General features: G+C 47.6%; 15 protein-coding genes. 7 read left to right on the top strand and 8 right to left on the bottom strand.

The window, feature by feature from the left end; translation table 11 throughout:
• Window positions 1-33: 33 nt before the first annotated feature.
• From ING2E5A_RS11020 to ING2E5A_RS11010, 3 genes are read left to right on the top strand one after another with little or no spacing between them, the layout of a single operon-like run.
• Window positions 34-846 carry an outer membrane protein assembly factor BamD gene (locus ING2E5A_RS11020; protein ID WP_071137434.1) on the top strand — a complete coding sequence of 271 codons (813 nt, stop codon included), beginning with the start codon at window positions 34-36 and terminating at the stop codon, window positions 844-846.
• A gap of 51 nt (window positions 847-897) precedes the next feature.
• Window positions 898-1,230 carry a DNA-directed RNA polymerase subunit omega gene (locus ING2E5A_RS11015; protein ID WP_071137433.1) on the top strand — a complete coding sequence of 111 codons (333 nt, stop codon included), beginning with the start codon at window positions 898-900 and terminating at the stop codon, window positions 1,228-1,230.
• Between the two features lie 9 nt (window positions 1,231-1,239).
• Window positions 1,240-1,695: a DUF4293 domain-containing protein gene (locus ING2E5A_RS11010; RefSeq protein ID WP_071137432.1), complete on the top strand. Its 456-nt coding sequence runs from the start codon at window positions 1,240-1,242 to the stop codon at window positions 1,693-1,695.
• Window positions 1,696-1,774: 79 nt separating this feature from the next.
• Here the strand turns inward: ING2E5A_RS11010 and aspA are convergent, their stop codons facing one another.
• Complete coding sequence (aspA, locus tag ING2E5A_RS11005) at window positions 1,775-3,202, bottom strand: aspartate ammonia-lyase (RefSeq protein ID WP_071137431.1); 1,428 nt, start codon at window positions 3,200-3,202, stop codon at window positions 1,775-1,777.
• A gap of 296 nt (window positions 3,203-3,498) precedes the next feature.
• Here aspA and ING2E5A_RS11000 point away from each other — a divergent pair, with 296 nt between their 5' ends.
• Window positions 3,499-4,719 (top strand): serine hydrolase domain-containing protein, encoded by a 1,221-nt coding sequence (locus ING2E5A_RS11000; RefSeq protein WP_071137430.1) that lies wholly within the window; start codon window positions 3,499-3,501, stop codon window positions 4,717-4,719.
• A gap of 461 nt (window positions 4,720-5,180) precedes the next feature.
• Window positions 5,181-6,575, top strand: coding sequence for a group II intron reverse transcriptase/maturase (gene ltrA, locus ING2E5A_RS10995; RefSeq protein ID WP_154670083.1), 1,395 nt, complete (start codon window positions 5,181-5,183; stop codon window positions 6,573-6,575).
• Between the two features lie 114 nt (window positions 6,576-6,689).
• Here the strand turns inward: ltrA and ING2E5A_RS10990 are convergent, their stop codons facing one another.
• On the bottom strand, window positions 6,690-7,571 hold the full coding sequence (locus ING2E5A_RS10990; RefSeq protein ID WP_092033579.1) for a M48 family metallopeptidase: 882 nt from the start codon (window positions 7,569-7,571) through the stop codon (window positions 6,690-6,692).
• 281 nt (window positions 7,572-7,852) lie between these two features.
• On the opposite strand from ING2E5A_RS10990, the gene ING2E5A_RS10980 reads away from it, so the two are divergent.
• The gene (locus ING2E5A_RS10980; RefSeq protein ID WP_231960475.1) at window positions 7,853-10,525 is read left to right on the top strand and encodes a DNA gyrase/topoisomerase IV subunit A; all 2,673 of its coding nucleotides are present in this window, start codon (window positions 7,853-7,855) and stop codon (window positions 10,523-10,525) included.
• A gap of 77 nt (window positions 10,526-10,602) precedes the next feature.
• On the opposite strand, the gene ING2E5A_RS10975 is transcribed toward ING2E5A_RS10980, so the two are convergent.
• Window positions 10,603-11,625: a DUF4998 domain-containing protein gene (locus tag ING2E5A_RS10975; RefSeq protein ID WP_276745162.1), complete on the bottom strand. Its 1,023-nt coding sequence runs from the start codon at window positions 11,623-11,625 to the stop codon at window positions 10,603-10,605.
• A gap of 103 nt (window positions 11,626-11,728) precedes the next feature.
• Here ING2E5A_RS10975 and ING2E5A_RS10970 point away from each other — a divergent pair, with 103 nt between their 5' ends.
• Complete coding sequence (locus ING2E5A_RS10970) at window positions 11,729-12,640, top strand: IS982 family transposase (RefSeq protein WP_071137425.1); 912 nt, start codon at window positions 11,729-11,731, stop codon at window positions 12,638-12,640.
• A gap of 4 nt (window positions 12,641-12,644) precedes the next feature.
• Here ING2E5A_RS10970 and ING2E5A_RS10965 read toward each other — a convergent pair whose 3' ends face one another.
• From ING2E5A_RS10965 to ING2E5A_RS10945, 5 genes are all read right to left on the bottom strand, one after another.
• Window positions 12,645-12,836: an RNA polymerase sigma factor gene (locus ING2E5A_RS10965; protein WP_071137424.1), complete on the bottom strand. Its 192-nt coding sequence runs from the start codon at window positions 12,834-12,836 to the stop codon at window positions 12,645-12,647.
• A gap of 204 nt (window positions 12,837-13,040) precedes the next feature.
• The gene (gene aroC / locus ING2E5A_RS10960) at window positions 13,041-14,102 is read right to left on the bottom strand and encodes a chorismate synthase (protein ID WP_071137423.1); all 1,062 of its coding nucleotides are present in this window, start codon (window positions 14,100-14,102) and stop codon (window positions 13,041-13,043) included.
• Window positions 14,103-14,202: 100 nt separating this feature from the next.
• A complete protein-coding gene (locus ING2E5A_RS10955) occupies window positions 14,203-14,793 on the bottom strand; it encodes an FKBP-type peptidyl-prolyl cis-trans isomerase (protein ID WP_071137422.1) in 591 nt (196 codons plus the stop codon).
• A 58-nt stretch (window positions 14,794-14,851) separates the two neighbouring features.
• The gene (locus ING2E5A_RS10950; protein WP_071137421.1) at window positions 14,852-16,024 is read right to left on the bottom strand and encodes a MalY/PatB family protein; all 1,173 of its coding nucleotides are present in this window, start codon (window positions 16,022-16,024) and stop codon (window positions 14,852-14,854) included.
• Window positions 16,025-16,055: 31 nt separating this feature from the next.
• Window positions 16,056-16,901 (bottom strand): DUF3316 domain-containing protein, encoded by an 846-nt coding sequence (locus ING2E5A_RS10945; protein WP_083373320.1) that lies wholly within the window; start codon window positions 16,899-16,901, stop codon window positions 16,056-16,058.
• Between the last annotated feature and the right edge of the window lie 48 nt (window positions 16,902-16,949).

Below are 16,949 nucleotides of genomic sequence, written 5' to 3'. Positions count from 1 at the left end.
CGTAAATTTGCGCACTAAAATGGATAGTACGAAATGAGAGCAAAACCTGTATGTTTTTTATTGCTTGTTGTATTGATGGCCTCTTGCGGTGAATATAACAAGATATTGAAAAGTACCGATAGAGAGATGAAATACACGTATGCAAAGAAGTATTTCGAAGAAGGTAAATACAGTCGCTCAATAACCCTGCTCGAGGAGCTGGTACCCTTTTTCAAGGGAACCGACAAGGCTGAGGAGTCGTTATATCTGTTGGGTCAAAGCTATTACAATTCAAAAGACTATCTCTCCGCGACAGAGATGTTCACTACATATTACAATACTTACCCCAAAGGTGAATATGCCGAGCCAGCCCTCTTCTACGCAGCCTATGGCCTCTATCTCGATTCGCCCGATGCCAAGCTGGACCAGTCCAAGACCTACAAGGCGATTGCTGAATTCCAACGTTACATTGAGGAGTATCCTCAAAGCGAACGATCGGAACAGGCCAAGGAGTATATGTTTGAACTGCAGGAGAAACTGGCATACAAGGAGCTTCTGTCGGCACAGCTCTACCTCAACTTGGGAAACTACATGGGTAACAACTACGAGGCGGCTGTCATTACTGCCCGTGAAGCGATGAAAAGTTATCCCTTTTCGAAATACAACGAGGAGTATCAGATGATTATTCTGCGAGCACGCTTTGAATATGCTGAGCGGAGTACATTGGAAACCCAGCCCGAAAGGTACCGCATGGTGCTTGATGAGTACTACAACTATAAGAATACATTCCCGGACGGGAAATATATGGCTGAAGCCGAAAGGTACTACAAGAGGGCGCAAAGCAAGATTGAAGCGTTACCTTCATAAAATGGCTGGTTGAGATTGATAAATATAATTTAGAATTACATAATATATAAGATGGATTACAGAAAAACAAATGCACCTCAAAACACCGAAACGCGCGATGTGATGAAACTTGCCGAGCCGGTTGGGAATGTCTACGAGATGGTTCGCATCATCAGCAAGAGAGCCAATCAGCTCTCTGTTGAAATGAAGCAGGATCTGGACGCCAAACTGCAGGAATTTGCTTCTTATACGGACAACTTGGAGGAGGTTTTTGAAAATCATGAGCAGATAGAGATCTCCCGTTTTTATGAAAAACTACCCAAGCCAAGCCTGATTGCCCTGCAAGAGTGGAAAGAGGGAGAGATATATTACCGAAATCCGGCAAAAGAAAAGGAACAGTTTTAACAATACAGTATGTTGCAGAGAATTCAGACCCTCTATTTGCTGCTTGCCTCTATCTGTATGCTGGTAGCTACGGTAACTCCTTTGGCATCTTTCCTCTATAATGGTGAAACCGTAGTTTTTGAAGCGATGGGGATCTATCGGAACGGTGGTCTTGAAAGTTCAACCTGGGCGCTGTTTGCCATAGGTGCGATTGGCTCCCTTTTGCCGTTCGTAACGCTCTTCCTCTACAAAACCCGTATCCTGCAAATCAGGTTTTCCGTCTTCAATATTTTTCTGATGATTGGGTTTTACCTCTATTTCGGTTTCCTGATTTACAGGATCAATCCCGAGGCCGGGTTACAGTTTCAGACGATCGGGATCGGATCAATCATGCCGGTCATTGCCATCATCCTGACCTATCTTGCCATTCGCAGGATCGGTGCAGATGAGATGATGGTCAGGTCGTTCCACCGGCTGCGAAAATAGCGCGCTCAATAAGATATTGATTCAGGTTTCGTTTGCTACGGAGATAGCTCCCCATGCAAGCGAAACCTGATTTTTTATCTCACTCTATTTTTCGTGGCTGGATCATCTTTTCCGGTTTCAGGATCTCCTCCAGTCTCTCTTTCTCGATCAGCTTGTTCTCCAGTACGATATCATAAACTCCCTTGCCGGTTCTCAACGCTTCGGCAGCTACCCGGGTGGAGTTTTCATACCCCAGATAGGGGTTCAGCGCAGTGACCAGTCCAATACTGTTCAGTACCATCTCCCTGCAACGATCCCTGTTTGCCGTAATCCCTGTCACGCATCTGCTGCGCAGCGTATTGATGCCGTTGATCAGCATCTCGATACTCTCCATCACCGAATAGGCGATGATCGGCTCCATCACGTTCAACTGGAGTTGTCCAGCTTCAGAAGCCATGGTGACGGTCAGGTCGTTACCAATCACCTTGTAGGCTATCTGGTTGACTACCTCTGGAATGACTGGATTTACCTTGCCGGGCATGATGGAGGAGCCGGGCTGCATGGGCGGCAGATTGATCTCGTTCAGCCCTGTTCTCGGTCCAGATGAGAGTAATCGCAGATCGTTACAGATCTTCGACAATTTTACGGCCAGCCGTTTGATGACCGATGAGTTCATGATGAAGACACCCGTATCGCCGGTGGCTTCAATCAGGTTGGCAGCCGGAACTACATCAATACCCGATATTTCTGCCAGGTAGCGGGTACAGACGGCTGTATATTCGGGATCGGCATTGATGCCGGTACCTATTGCGGTTGCACCCATATTGATCTCCAGCAGCAGTTTACGGTTTTCGCCCAGGCGAGAGACCTCCTCTTCCAGTGTGGTGGCAAACGCTTCAAACTCCTGTCCCAGTGTCATCGGTACTGCGTCCTGCAATTGGGTGCGTCCCATCTTGATGACCCCGGCAAACTCCTCCCCTTTTTTCCGGAAAGCAACGACCAGCTCCTTCAATGCATTGATCAGTTCGCCGATACTCCGGTAGAGGGCAATCTTAAGTGCCGTAGGATAGGCATCGTTGGTCGATTGGGAGAGGTTGACATGGTTATTGGGATGGCAATGGGTGTAATCTCCTTTCATGAATCCCATGATCTCCAATGCCCGGTTGGCAATCACTTCGTTGGCATTCATATTGGTTGAGGTGCCTGCACCGCCCTGTACCATATCCACCACAAACTGATCGTGGAGATGGCCAGCTTTGATTTCGTTGCAGGCCGTGACAATGGCATCGGCGATGACAGGGTCCAGCAGTCCCAACTCCTTGTTGGCCATTGCGGCTGCTGCTTTCACATCGGCCAGTCCCCTGATGAATTGAGGGTAATGATAGAGTTTTGAACGGCTGATTCCGAAGTTTTCAACTGCCCGTAGGGTCTGGATGCCGTAATAGTGTGTTGAGGGAACCTCCATTTCACCGATCAGATCATGTTCGGTGCGTGTCTCCCCGCTCTGAGAAAAGGTTTTCCTGTTCATAACTATAAGATTAGGATAGATAGATGTTAGATGGTACAAAGTTAGCCATTATTACAGGTTAAAGCCAATTTATCGGGCCTAAAAACAGTTTCGCTCATCTATCCATTTCAACCAGTTCCTCCGGTGATACCCAAGACTATGAAAAAGTAGCACCAAATTGGCTCAAAATAATAGGCAGAATAAAATAGTTTTAGGAAAAACAGTATCTTTGCAGAATCACAATCAAATAAAAATAAGATAAACGTTTGCTCTAAATTGATTGCTTCTGCAGATTGAACCAATAATAATCATAAAACATGAAGAAAACGATCTTTTTGCTGATTGCCCTGTTGTGTATATCAGCCACAGTAAAGAATGGGCCGAAGGAGTCCGGGACAACTTATGCAAAAACAGTACTGCAACCCTACGTGGATAGTGGTCAGCTGGCAGGTGCCATTAGTGTATTCTATAAGGACGGTGTACAGGAGACCTGCTGCATAGGCTATGCCGACGTCTCCAAAAAACGTCCGATAAAGATGGACAATCTATTCATGCAATGTTCACAGACAAAAGGATTCTGCGGTGTCACAATCGCCAAGCTGGTGGAAGAGGGGCGGATTTCACTCGACGATCCGGTTTCAAAGTATCTTCCGGAGTTTTCAGAACTATGGGTGCTGGATGGAGAAAACGACACTGTCAAGACCCTTCGCAAGGCAAAGAACGTCCTTACCGTTCGTATGGTGCTCAACCATACTGGAGGTTTTCCATTCGAAATTAGTGCCAAGCGCCCCGATGTCAGGGGTGGGGGATGGTCAGGAGGGGCTCCTCTTCGCCAGACGGCCTCCATTGCCGCCGCATCGCCCATCATGTTCGAGCCCGGTACCCGCGAGCTCTATTCCAATACGGGAATTGACATTGGTGCAGCTATCGTCGAAGTTGTTACAGGGATGAAGTGGGAACAGTATCTCAAGAAAGAGGTACTTGATCCTCTGGGAATGAAGTCCACTTCGTTCTGGCCAACCGACAAACAGCTCCAGAACAAGATAGAACTCTATCTGACCAAAGAGAATGGTCCAGCAGAGTGGCGTGAAGAGATGGAATGGCAACAACGGCCCTATAATGACTCCCATGTATTTCCATCTGCCGGTGCCGGTCTCTGGACCACTGCCAGCGACCAGTTGAAATTCTATAAGATGCTGATGAATCTTGGTTTGGGAGAGAATGGCGTGCGCATCTTGAAAGAGGAAACGGTGAAGAATCTTCTCGCTCTTTCCACCCGTCCCAAGGGTATGGGGGGGTACTCCCTCGGCTTGTCAGCTCCTGAAGAGGAGAGTGAAGATGCTTGGTTTGGTCACGGTGGCGCCTGGGGTACCAACTGCTCCGTCAATTGGCACAAGAAACAGCTTAAGCTTTGGGTGGTTCAATCCGCCGGAGGGGGACAGCCCTGGCTTGCCGAAGTCGACAAAGCGGCCGAGAAGTTCTTCGCGCAGCCATTAGGCAAATCTGGCGTTGACGCATATACTGGAAGGATGAAGTAATTCCTGCAGGCAATTCCGAAAAAAAAGCAAGCTCTCACGAAAAATGAGAGCTTGCTTTCTTGTTTGCTATGCATGTTCATTATCTATAGGGTTAAAGTCCCGAGCGGGCTTATTTTGGCGAGAACCGTTAGTTGATGGCAAGGGTGTTACCGCGAGGTATAACCTGAAAGAAGCCTAAAACAAAAGTTGGTACTAACGAACAGAAACTGCATACTAAGGCTTACCCGGGGGGTAATGTGGCAATAAACACAGACGCCCTAAAGCCGTCCGTAACCCGGGGTAGTAAATGCAGTAGTATTAACAGGAAGATAATGCACTTAACGTAGGAGGTCTCTAACCCGAAAGGGGCAGAGAAGTCAGCAGAGGCCATAGTACCGCTATAAATATTGAGTAACGTCAATACAGGGAAGGGCTGAATTTTCAATTAAGGAGCAGTTATTTTGTAAATTGTAACGACCATTATGAACCCAGGTAAACACGGGAACTTACAGATGAGTCTTTTTGACGAATGGGAGCGTGGCCAAAAGGTGAAGGGGACTGACGTATTCAGTTCAGGAAGCGGTTTGGTACGGGACGAGTGGTTGTCAGGTTGCAAAGAGGAACGAGCCTTAACCCAAGATTTAATGAGTGATATAACGGACTTAAAGAATCTTGATGCCGCATTGCGGCAAGTAATCAGTAACAGGGGAAGTGCGGGCATTGACGGGATGACCGTTGACGAACTTAGAGATTGGCTTAACAGCCACCAACGAGAACTTCAACGCCAGTTAATGACAGGCACATACCAAGTTACGGCAGTTAAAGAGGTATTAATCCCGAAGCCTGATGGCGGGAAACGCCAACTGGGTATTCCCACGGTCAAAGATCGCTTGGTACAACAAGCGATAAGCCAAGTACTGTCGAAACGTTATGACCCTATATTCTCCGAATACAGCTACGGTTTTCGTCCACGGCGTAACGCTCATCAAGCATTACGTAAAGCGGGCGAATACGTGGCCGAAGGAAAGGATTGGGTTATCGACATAGACTTGGCAAAATTCTTTGACGAGGTGAATCACGACCGATTGCTTTGGCAGTTAAGTACTCGCGTTGGTGACAAGCGCGTACTTAAGTTGATAGGTAAATTTCTTCGAGCAGGAATGCTAATCGGGGGGATGGCCAATCAACGGGTGAAAGGGACACCGCAAGGCAGCCCACTATCACCCCTGTTGTCGAATATCGTCTTAGACGAACTGGACAAGGAGTTAGAGCGGAGAGGACACTGCTTTGTACGCTACGCCGATGATATTATCATAATGGTCGGAAGCGAACCAGCCGCGGAGCGATCGATGCAAAGCCTCTCCAAGTTTATCGAAAATCGGATGCGATTAAGAATAAACAAGGAAAAGAGCCATATCGTCCGTCCTCATCAACTCAATTATCTCGGTCATACTATCTTAAAAGGCGGGAGTTTAGGATTAAGCCGAAAGAGCGAACAACGCTTCAAGGCGAAACTAAAATCGCTTACCAAACGCAACAGGGGCATTAGCTTCGATCAGTTAATAAGCGAGCTAAATCCCGTTCTACGAGGCTGGCTAAACTACTTCAAGCACGCAAAGATGAAAAGTCGTCTTCGCAACCTTGAAGCTTGGCTTCGTCGTAGATTAAGATGCTATCGTTTAAAACAATGCAAACGGGCGTTGGGCATAGCCAGGTTCTTGACCAAGTTGGGCGTTCCTTGGAACCGGAGCTGGACAACGGCGGGAAGTTCTAAGGGATGGTTTAGACTGTCAATGACCCACGCTGCACACGAGGGAATGAACCTTGAATGGTTCAAGAAAACGGGACTTTACAGTTTAACGGCCAATTACGGTTAAACATTGAAGAAACCGCCTAATACGAGAGACGTACGTTGGGTGGTGTGAGAGGATAGCAGAGTTAGGAGTAATTACCTATCTTTGCATCCTACTCGATTATGGTGTGTCGAAATGCTAAAATGTCCACTCTTTGGAGGTTTTAGGCTCTTCTGTTTTTGCAGGAACCGAGGTTTGGGTTTTGATGGGTTGGTTTGTGGTGTTCTGAATGCCGCTTCCTTTATAGTATTGCAGGATATTGGGCATGATTTGCTCTAACCTGGCGATCCGTTTTTCATCCGTTGGGTGGGTGCTGAGAAATTCGGGAACAGTGCCCTGGGAGCTTTGTGCCATTCTTGTCCAGAACGGGATGGCTGCCCGGGGATCATATCCCGCCATAGCCATGACGATAAGACCGATCTCATCGGCCTCGTACTCCTGTTTGCGTGCGTATGGCAGCATTACGCCATATTGTGCGCCGAGCCCGAACACCTGCTGTCCGATCTGACCGCCCACCGAACTACCCAGCAAGCTACCGGCAATGGCACCTCCATATTCCAGTGCCATCTGTTGACTAACCCTTTCCTGGGCATGGCGAGCAATGACGTGGGCAATCTCATGTCCGACCACTACGGCCAATGCCTCCTCTGTCTGTGTCACCGGCAGAAGCCCGCTGTAGATGACAATCTTGCCGCCAGGCATGGCAAATGCATTAACGCTGTTATCCTTCACCAGATTGAATTCCCACTGGTAATACTGCAATTCAGATTCGTAACCATTGTTTCTGTAGAAGGTTTCCACGGCATTGGCCACCCGTGATCCCACTCTTTGAACCATCTGGGCATTGGTTGTGTTCCTCTCGACAGGAGCCGAGCGCATAAAGTCTTGGTACTGCTGCAGACTCAGCGCTACCACCTGTTCGTTGGAAACCAGGCTTAACTGGCTTCTACCCGTAAACGGGACGCTTCCGCATGCCTGCAGAAAAATGAGAGTGACGATCATCACAAAGGAGAATTTCATTGGTCGATCTGTTCTTTTAAGTTCCATAGTTGTTGTTTTGAAGAAATTTTGCTTTTAATTGCTTTTTTGTGCCGTTAAATTTAACAGAATGGTTTCTATTAATAAACATTTTTTTGCTGAAGTAGTTTAACCCGAGATCCGATATTTTTATATGCTGCGGCAAGCCTCCCTTTTTTCGTTTGTAGATCACGCAAAAAAAAGGTAACTTTGGGTGTTTTTTCAACCTAAAACAGTATATGTCGTCAAAAGATCACAACGAAGAAGAATTTGAAGAAAAAGATATGCAATTGAATCCGGTAGAGGAGGAGGATATCGTTCTCACCGGTTCATCGCAACACTCCAACCCGAAGATTATTACACGGTTATCTGAAGACTCGCCCATGAACCTGAGTAAAATGTATCAGGACTGGTTTCTGGATTACGCTTCATATGTGATTCTGGAGCGTGCGGTTCCGAATGTGGTTGACGGTCTGAAGCCGGTGCAGCGACGCATCCTGCATGCCATGAAGCGGATGGATGACGGGAGATACAACAAGGTTGCCAATATTATCGGCTTTACGATGCAATTCCACCCTCACGGGGATGCTTCCATCGGCGATGCTCTCGTTCAGCTCGGGCAGAAGGATCTGCTGATCGATTGCCAGGGTAACTGGGGAAATGTACACACCGGTGACGGGGCGGCCGCACCCAGGTATATTGAGGCGAGGCTGACCAAATTTGCGCTCGAGGTGCTCTTTAATCCCAAAACCACCGAGTGGAAACCATCCTACGACGGTAGAAACAAGGAGCCCATAGCACTCCCGGCCAAGTTCCCGCTACTGTTGGCACAAGGTACTGAGGGTATTGCCGTGGGGTTGACCTCGAAAATATTGCCGCACAACTTCAATGAACTGTGTGATGCCGCCGTTGCATACTTGCAAGGGAAAAGTTTCAGGCTCTATCCCGATTTTCAAACCGGTGGCTATATCGACGTTGAAAAGTACAACGATGGAGAGCGGGGCGGATCGGTGAAGGTCAGGGCTGCAATAAAAAAGCTGGATAACAAGACGTTGGTCATTACCAGTCTGCCCTATGGAAGAACAACGGCTTCCGTCGTGGATTCGATCATCAAGGCGAATGACCGGGGGAAGATCAAGATCAAGAAAGTGGATGATATCACGGCTGAAAATGTGGAGATCCATGTACAGCTGGCACCCGGTGTTTCATCCGACAGGACCATCGACGCCCTATACGCCTTTACCGATTGTGAGATCAGCATCTCTCCCAATTGCTGCATCATTGACGGTGACAAGCCCCATTTTCTTACGGTCAGCGATGTGCTCCGGATCTCAACCGACCGTACAAGGGAGCTGCTCCGGCAGGAGCTGGAGATCGACAAGCAGGAGAAACAGGAGGCACTCCTTTTTGCTTCACTGGAGAAGATATTTATTGAAGAACGCATCTACAAGGACAAGGAGTTTGAAAATGCTCCGGACATGGAGAAGGCCATCTCCCATATCGATAAAAGATTGGAGCGGTATAAACCATCATTCGTCCGTGAAATAACTCCGGAAGATATCCTGAAGTTGATGGAGATAAAGATGGCACGTATCCTGAAATTCAATTCCGACAAGGCTGAGGAGAATATTGCCCGTTTCCGGAGTGAAATTGAAGAGATCGACCACAACCTGAACAACCTGACCGACTATACCATCGCCTGGTACCTGATGCTGAAGGAGAAGTATGGCAAGAACTATCCGAGACGTACCGAGATCCGGAGTTTTGAAAATATCGAGGCTGTTAAGGTTGCCGAGGCAAACGAGAAGTTGTATATCAACCGCGAAGAGGGATTTATAGGGACCGGACTTAAGAAGGATGAGTTCGTCTGCAACTGTTCCGATATCGACGATATTATCGTCTTCTTCAAGGATGGAAAGTACAAGGTGGTGAAGGTGAGCGACAAGATGTTCGTAGGGAAAGGGATTCTCTATGCCAACGTCTTCAAGAAGAACGATAACAGAACCATCTACAACGTGGTTTACCGTGATGGGAAAAACGGCCCCAACTATATTAAACGTTTCCCGGTAACCGGAGTTACCCGGGACAAGGATTATGACCTGACGAAGGGTAACCCGGGTTCACGTATCCTCTACTTCAGTGCCAATCCCAACGGCGAAGCCGAGACGGTGCGTGTGATTCTCAAACCCAAGCCCCGTCAGCGGATCTTGCAGTTTGAGAAAGATTTCAGCGAGATAGCCATCAAGGGTAGGGGAGCGATGGGAAATATCCTTACAAAAGCCGATGTGCACCGCATCATGCTCAAGCAGAAGGGACTTTCAACATTGGGTGGGCGTAAGGTCTGGTTCGACCCCGACGTGCTGCGGCTCAATTATGATGAAGAGGGTATATACCTGGGAGAGTTTCTGGGCTCCGACCGGATACTGGTGGTTAACCGAAACGGCGACTTCTATACCTGTAATTTTGATCTGAGCAACCATTTTGAACCCGGTTATCTCCGCATCGAGAAGTACGATGAACAGAAGATATGGTCTGCCGCTCTTTTTGATGCCGACCAGGGGTATGCCTATTTGAAACGCTTCACGCTGGATGCTACCGACAAGGTAGCCAATTTCCTGGGCGAAAATCCGGCTTCAAGACTCTTCTTGCTGACCGATACGGTCTTCCCGCGTGTGGAAGCGATCTTTGGTGGCGGTGATGCTTTCCGTGAACCGCTGGAGATCGATGTGGAGTCGTTTATCGGTGTCAAAAGCTATAAGGCCAAGGGTAAGCGGATCTCCAATTACGAGGTGAGCGAGGTGAAGGAGTTGGAACCGACACGTTTTCCGGAGCCGGAGACCCCTGAGAGCGATAAGCCGTCGAAGGTGGAGATTGAGGCGGAAGAGCCGCTCACCATCAACGAGGCCGACCTGCTCGACGAGATTACCGGGCAGATGAGCCTTTTTGACGGAGTATGATACCAGATTAAAGGAGTGGCCCCGGTTACCCGAATGGGTTGCCGGAGCCACACTACCTGTAAAAAAAAGATGCCTATTTACAAATCATCACCCCATAGCGTTATTTCGCCCAAATTCACACAATTTGAACCTTGCCAGTTGGGGCTTTTTATAACTAAACGAATGTACCTGACATCACCGACTGATTCGTTAACCGGAAATTCCCATCCCTCATTCCATGCTTTAGTCTGATCAGAAGTTGAAGAGGGTTTCACAATTTCATGATCACCCATCAACTTCCAGTCCGCTTTCCACTCATCCGTCGTCCAGTAACTTGCATCATCGGCAGACCTTTTCAACTCATCTGTGCCCCAGATCTCAAAAAATCTGGGACTGTGACCATTGAAAGGACCAACATCTGTCCTCGGCCAGATCCTGAAACGGCTGACTTCAGCCAACACATTCATATCGAAGGTGAAATGATGCGGAAAGTTGAAATTCGGATCATTATCAACCGTATGCAATATGCCTGGATTTGCTGTAGTTCCATCCCATATCTTCGAGAGGTCCCTTCCGTTGGTATTGGTGGTATTATCCCCTGCCAGTACTGTGGTGGTGAATTTGGCTTTATTGATCTCTCTCTCAAATTTTGGCATGGTATATTCACTAAAGGGAGCTTGCATCTCATCCAATGAATTTTCGGGAAAATATGTGGTAGATACACGAATTACATCTCCTGAATCCAGACCTGTCAATACTGTTTCATTGTCACTGTTTTCTACTCTCACACTCTGTTCTACTCCATTGCTCTCATATGTTATGGTAACATATTTAATGGCAATGCTGGAGATAGGTTCCCAATGAACCAGCATGGTCCCGTCATCCCTGTGATCAATACTGGAGATTTTTCTGTTTCTTAATGACTCTCTGTAAAATTCGCCATATACGAGTACAATAACCTCTTTTGGAAGGGAAAAATGTCCGTCATTATCACGGGTGATGAATTCGAAAATATAATTTCCTTCCCTTAGATCGTCTAATTGATAGGTCATCGGCAAGCGTCCGCTTTGAGTGCGGTTAACATTGATCACGATGGAATCGGTTCGTTGATTCCAGTATATTAACGTGAGTTCGGGATAAGAAAATCATAAAAAAAGTTGTGATATAGGGAGATTATTTGTATATTTATAGCTGATAATCAAACAAATAACAAACATCAACCCTATGATCACAACAGACAAAGTTATTGAAATATTTTGTATTGCCGACGATTTTTGTGCAGAATATGAGAATGAAATCCGGAATCACCAACTTCAAGCAGGTGACATAACGAAAAGGAGAAACAGGAAAACGCAAATGTCTCAGAGCGAGATTATTGCCGTGATGGTCTGCTTCCACTGTGGAACCTTTCATAATTTCAAGAATTATTACCTGTTTTATATTTGCAAGCACATGAAGAGCTATTTTCCAAATGCCGTTTCCTACAACCGTTTTGTCGAGTTGCAACCCAGGGTGATTGTACCTTTCATGCTGTTGCTCAAACTCTTTGGATTTGGTGAATGCACAGGCATTACATATGTGGATAGCACTCCAATCAAAGTATGTCATAACAAGCGTATCCACTCGAATAAAGTATTCAGGGATCTGGCACAAAGAGGGAAAAGTACGATGGGCTGGTTTTTTGGATTCAAGCTTCATCTGGTCTGTAATGAAAAGGGTGAATTGCTGAATTTCTCTCTCACAAAAGGCAATGTCGACGATAGAAACCCTGACGTAATCAATGTTCTTACCAAAGATCTTTTCGGTAAACTATATGCAGACAAGGGTTACATCAGCACAAAGCTCTTCGAGATGCTGTTTGACCAGGGAGTTCATTTAGTGACCGGTATACGCTCAAATATGAAAAATTCCCTGATGTCATTCCGCGACAAGATTCTCTTACGCAAAAGATCTGTAATTGAGTCCATCAATGATGAACTGAAGAATATCTGCCAGATAGAACATTCAAGGCATCGTTCCACACATAATTTCATCATGAACATAATTGCTGCATTGGTGGCATATTGTTTCTTTCCCAAAAAGCCTTCAATCAAACTTGAAGTGGAAAAGTCAAGTCAATTAACCATTTGGGGATAATATGTTATCCCGAACTCACGTTAATAAATATGTTGTAGAAAACGTCCTGAATGGCATCTTTACACAGTTCGTCACGGAAACCCAGGTGGATTCCATAGGCATACAATACCTCTACATAGGTATCGTATACAATGGAGAAAGAGAGATCGTCCTTTTCATCGATAAATTTCTTCCAAATCAAATCTGTATTCATCATTAACGGTAGGGTATCTAATGTTCCAACCTCCCCAAAAGATAGTTTCCTCGCCACATATCGGTTGGTATAACCTGATTATCTGTGTCGTGCTTTGTGAAATTATCTGCAAAGATGCAAAAAATCTTTGTTAAGCCAAATGGAAGGTTGCTGATTTTGCATTCCCGTCCAACTGACCGGCGTTGTTTTCGAAAGTACGTTGGGTGGCTACATTCTTGCCAGGAGGTAATAGTCGAGGATAACCATGGCTGCCATTGCTTCAACAATGGGAACGGCACGTGGCAGGACGCATGCATCGTGTCGTCCGCGCGCCTTGATGGTGGTCTCGTTTCCGTGGATATCCACGGTCTGCTGCTCCTTCAGGATGGTGGAGACAGGCTTGAAGGCGACCCGGAAGTAGATGTCCTGCCCGTTGGAGATACCTGCCTGGATGCCCCCTGAATAGTTACTCCGAGTAGAGACCTTACCATTGTCATTGAAGAACGGATCGTTCAGTTCAGATCCCCGGCGGCTCACGTCGAAGCCGTGTCCATATTCGAACCCTTTCACGGCATTGATGCTGAGCATGGCTGCACCCAAGGCAGCATGCAGTTTCCCGAAAACCGGTTCGCCGAGCCCGGCCGGTACTCCCTGAATGACACAGGTAACCACCCCCCCGATCGTGTCCCCGTTGAACTGGACCTCCTTGATTAGACTGATCATCTCGTTTGCCTTCTGGGCATCGGGACAGCGGACGGGCGTATCTTCGATCGTATTCAGGTCATATTTCGTGTAGTTGTTTTCCAGTTTAATTTCACCCACTTGCGATGTATAGGCGGTCACCGATACTCCAATCTGTTTCAGGTATAATTTGGCGAGAGCCCCTGCTACTACCCGGGCAATGGTTTCGCGTGCCGAAGATCGGCCGCCGCCCCGGTGATCACGGATGCCATATTTCTGGAAATAGGTAAAATCGGCGTGTGATGGTCGGAAAACATCTTTCAGGTTATTGTAGTCGGCCGAATGGTGGTTCTCGTTCTTTACCATGAATCCGATAGGTGTGCCGGTTGTCTTGCCCTCGAAGATGCCGGAAAGGAAAACCACCTTGTCCGGTTCAACCCTGGGCGTGGTGATGCGCGACTGACCCGGGCGACGCCGGTCGAGTTCGCTTTGGATGAATTCCATATCCAGTTCGATGCCCGGAGGGAAACCGTCGATAACACCCCCCACGGCCTCGCCATGTGATTCTCCGAATGATGTGAGTCTGAAGATATTTCCGAAACTGTTCATCTTTGAGTTCTTTTATGCAAAAATACGATCAATTAACGTGAAAAAAAAATCGCAGGCATGATCCATACCTGTGATTTTTTATATATCAGCCGGAAAAGGGTTAGCAGCTGCAACCGCCTCCACAGCCTCCGTCTCCGCTTCCACAACCACATGAATCGCCTTCATCGCCGCATCCGCAACTGTCGTTTCCGCATCCACATCCTCCGCCGGAGAACAAGGCTGCGATCTCTTCGGGGGAAGCATCCCTGACTCCCTGTATAACCCCTTCAAAATGCATGGTCTCTCCCGCCAGCGGATGGTTGAAATCCATGGTAACCGTATCTTCGGTGATGGAGACAACCGATCCCGTCAGCCGGTTGCCGTCGGAGTCCATCATGGGCAAAGTGTTGCCTTCAAAAAGCATCTGGTGATCTATCTTGCCATCCACCTCGAAGATGCTTTTCGGAAGATCGATGATCCTTGTTTCGTCATAATCACCGTACGCTTCATCTGGAGTCAGGGAAAACTTGAAACTGTCACCTTCCGAAAGTCCGTAAATATTGTCCTCGAATGCCTTCAGCATTGAATTTGTCCCGAAGATAAATTCGAGTGGCCTTTCGGGGGTGGCCTGTTCCATGAGTTCACGCTCGTCGCCTTCGCCTACGTTGAGATCGTATGTCAGGGTTACGTACTTGCTGTCAGTAATTTTCATCTAGTCTGTTTTTTAAATTAAGTATGTAGTCTTTTAACAACCTGCGGTAAAAATAGTTTTAGCCGTTTATCGCTTTTCTCAATTTATCGAGGGCTTTTTCAAGGGTCGAAAGGGTAGTGCCTACGTTCAACCGCATAAAGCCCTCTCCCTCCTTCCCGAAGATTGTGCCGTTGTTGAGGGCCAGCCCCGCCTTGTGAACAAAGAGGTATACCAGCTCCTTCTGTGTGAGATGTAATTCCCTGCAATCGAGCCAGAGCAGGAAGGTGGCCTCCGGCCTGATCACCTTGATTTGCGGAATATGCTCCTTCAGGAAACTCTCCACAAAGGTGATATTCTTCTGAATGTAGGCTATGGCTTCATCGAGCCATTCTCTGCCCTCACGATAGGCCGCCTCGGTGGCAACCAAGGCATGGATGGTGGGCTGATCGAGTTCGCGGGGAGACAGATAGCCCAGATACTGCTTCCTGATTTCCGGATTGTGTGTTACGGCGAAAGAGCTGACAATCCCGGCAATGTTGAAGGTTTTGCTTGGCGCCATCAAGGTGATGCTGTTCTTTCTGGCCTTCTCCGAGACGGTAGCAAACGGACGGTGTCTGTATCCCGGTAGGGTGAGATCGGAGTGGATCTCGTCGGAAATAACCAGGATATTGTTGTCGTAACAGATCTCGGCCAGTTGTTTCAGCTCATCTTCATGCCACACTCTTCCTGCAGGATTGTGGGGGCTGCAGAGGAGCAGTATCTTGCACTCATTTTCTGCAACGATTCTTCTCAATCCATCAAAATCGATGGAGTATCTTCCGTTATCGAACAGGAGCGGATTGTTGATTACCTCACGGCCAAGCGACTCGGGAACTATCCGGAACGGATGGTAGACAGGTGGCTGGATGATGATTTTATCGTTCTTCCGTGTAAATGCGTCGATGGCAAAAGCAATCCCTTTCACCACCCCCGGAACGAAAGTTATCTCTTCACGGCGTACCTCATAACTGTGCCGCTGCCTGAGCCAGTCGATGATAGAGTTGTAGTAACCGTTGTCGGGAACCGTATATCCGAAGATGCCATGCCGGGTTCTCTCGATCAGCGCTTCGGCGATGGCTGGAGGCGAGAGGAAATCCATGTCGGCTACCCAGAGGGGAATGAGATCATCGCGTCCGAAAACCGCTTTCAGTCTGTCAATTTTCACACAGTGGGAAGCTGAACGGTCGATGATTTCGTCGAAATTATATTTCATTTTCAATTTGCGTTGAACTTGGAGTAATAACCTAATAAAAACTGCTTTTGATATCTCTGTTGTCTCTTGCCCTTTTTCCGCCAAAATTGAGTGACTCTACGGCCATGCCTACCACAAACTGGTGTGAAACGATGGTTGTGACAATCTCACTGACATCGGTCCTGTAGTAATCACCCAGGTATCCGGCGCGGAGGGTAATGTTGTTGAAGGGAATATCGAGGGTGAAATAGTTGCGTAGCGCCTGCTGGTTCTGGAACCACGCAAACCGTACCGTCCCCTTGTCGTTGCCCAGGGAGAAGATCTCGTAATAGGATTGCCCGTAGGCAGGTGAAAAGAAGACGCCCGTGAACGGGGTGGTCAGCTGCCAGCGGAGAGTGACCTTCCGCAAGGAGTAGATTGCCATTGCGGAGAGATCGAGGTTCACGGAAGTTTTGAGTGAACCCGGATTATTGGAGTTGCGTACGTTATAGATGCCGCCCAGTGAGGCATCTCCTCCAAATCCGCCGAAAAAGCTGAACCGGCCGTTTCGGAAGAAGGGATAAAATGCATTGATGTTGTATGAAACGTCGCCGGCATATTCCGATGCGGATGCCGAGGGATTGCGGGTAAATGCCAGATCAATCTGGAACTGCTGCTGCAGCAGCAACTTGTTGTTGAAGTGTCGGGTGGGACCGATGCGGTCGTGCAACAGGGAAGTGGTTAACCCTGCATATTCCAGCGGTGATAGATAGGTGTCGGTCAGAAAAGCCTTGCCTACCCCCAGAAGCGTGGCTTGATTGACCGATTTGAATTCACCTTCCTGTGCGAAAAGTGAGATCGAACAAACCGTTACGAATAGAGTGACCGTAATTCTGATCGCCTCGGGGAACCTTTTCATGTTTGCTTGTAATTCGACATTCGAATTACAAATGTAACAAAATTTTAT

Source organism: Petrimonas mucosa (assembly GCF_900095795.1).
In the GTDB taxonomy this organism is placed as follows: domain Bacteria; phylum Bacteroidota; class Bacteroidia; order Bacteroidales; family Dysgonomonadaceae; genus Petrimonas; species Petrimonas mucosa.
This window is presented reverse-complemented; position numbering and strand designations above follow the sequence as displayed.

Excerpts from the sequence above, each read along its gene's own strand:
- ING2E5A_RS11020 (WP_071137434.1), top strand. The coding sequence starts at position 34 with ATGAGAGCAAAACCTGTATGTTTTTTATTGCTTGTTGTATTGATGGCC.
- ING2E5A_RS11015 (WP_071137433.1), top strand. The coding sequence starts at position 898 with ATGGATTACAGAAAAACAAATGCACCTCAAAACACCGAAACGCGCGAT.
- ING2E5A_RS11010 (WP_071137432.1), top strand. The coding sequence starts at position 1,240 with ATGTTGCAGAGAATTCAGACCCTCTATTTGCTGCTTGCCTCTATCTGT.
- aspA (WP_071137431.1), bottom strand. The coding sequence starts at position 3,202 with ATGAACAGGAAAACCTTTTCTCAGAGCGGGGAGACACGCACCGAACAT.
- ING2E5A_RS11000 (WP_071137430.1), top strand. The coding sequence starts at position 3,499 with ATGAAGAAAACGATCTTTTTGCTGATTGCCCTGTTGTGTATATCAGCC.
- ltrA (WP_154670083.1), top strand. The coding sequence starts at position 5,181 with ATGAACCCAGGTAAACACGGGAACTTACAGATGAGTCTTTTTGACGAA.
- ING2E5A_RS10990 (WP_092033579.1), bottom strand. The coding sequence starts at position 7,571 with ATGAAATTCTCCTTTGTGATGATCGTCACTCTCATTTTTCTGCAGGCA.
- ING2E5A_RS10980 (WP_231960475.1), top strand. The coding sequence starts at position 7,853 with ATGCAATTGAATCCGGTAGAGGAGGAGGATATCGTTCTCACCGGTTCA.
- ING2E5A_RS10970 (WP_071137425.1), top strand. The coding sequence starts at position 11,729 with ATGATCACAACAGACAAAGTTATTGAAATATTTTGTATTGCCGACGAT.
- ING2E5A_RS10965 (WP_071137424.1), bottom strand. The coding sequence starts at position 12,836 with ATGATGAATACAGATTTGATTTGGAAGAAATTTATCGATGAAAAGGAC.
- aroC (WP_071137423.1), bottom strand. The coding sequence starts at position 14,102 with ATGAACAGTTTCGGAAATATCTTCAGACTCACATCATTCGGAGAATCA.
- ING2E5A_RS10955 (WP_071137422.1), bottom strand. The coding sequence starts at position 14,793 with ATGAAAATTACTGACAGCAAGTACGTAACCCTGACATACGATCTCAAC.
- ING2E5A_RS10950 (WP_071137421.1), bottom strand. The coding sequence starts at position 16,024 with ATGAAATATAATTTCGACGAAATCATCGACCGTTCAGCTTCCCACTGT.
- ING2E5A_RS10945 (WP_083373320.1), bottom strand. The coding sequence starts at position 16,901 with ATGAAAAGGTTCCCCGAGGCGATCAGAATTACGGTCACTCTATTCGTA.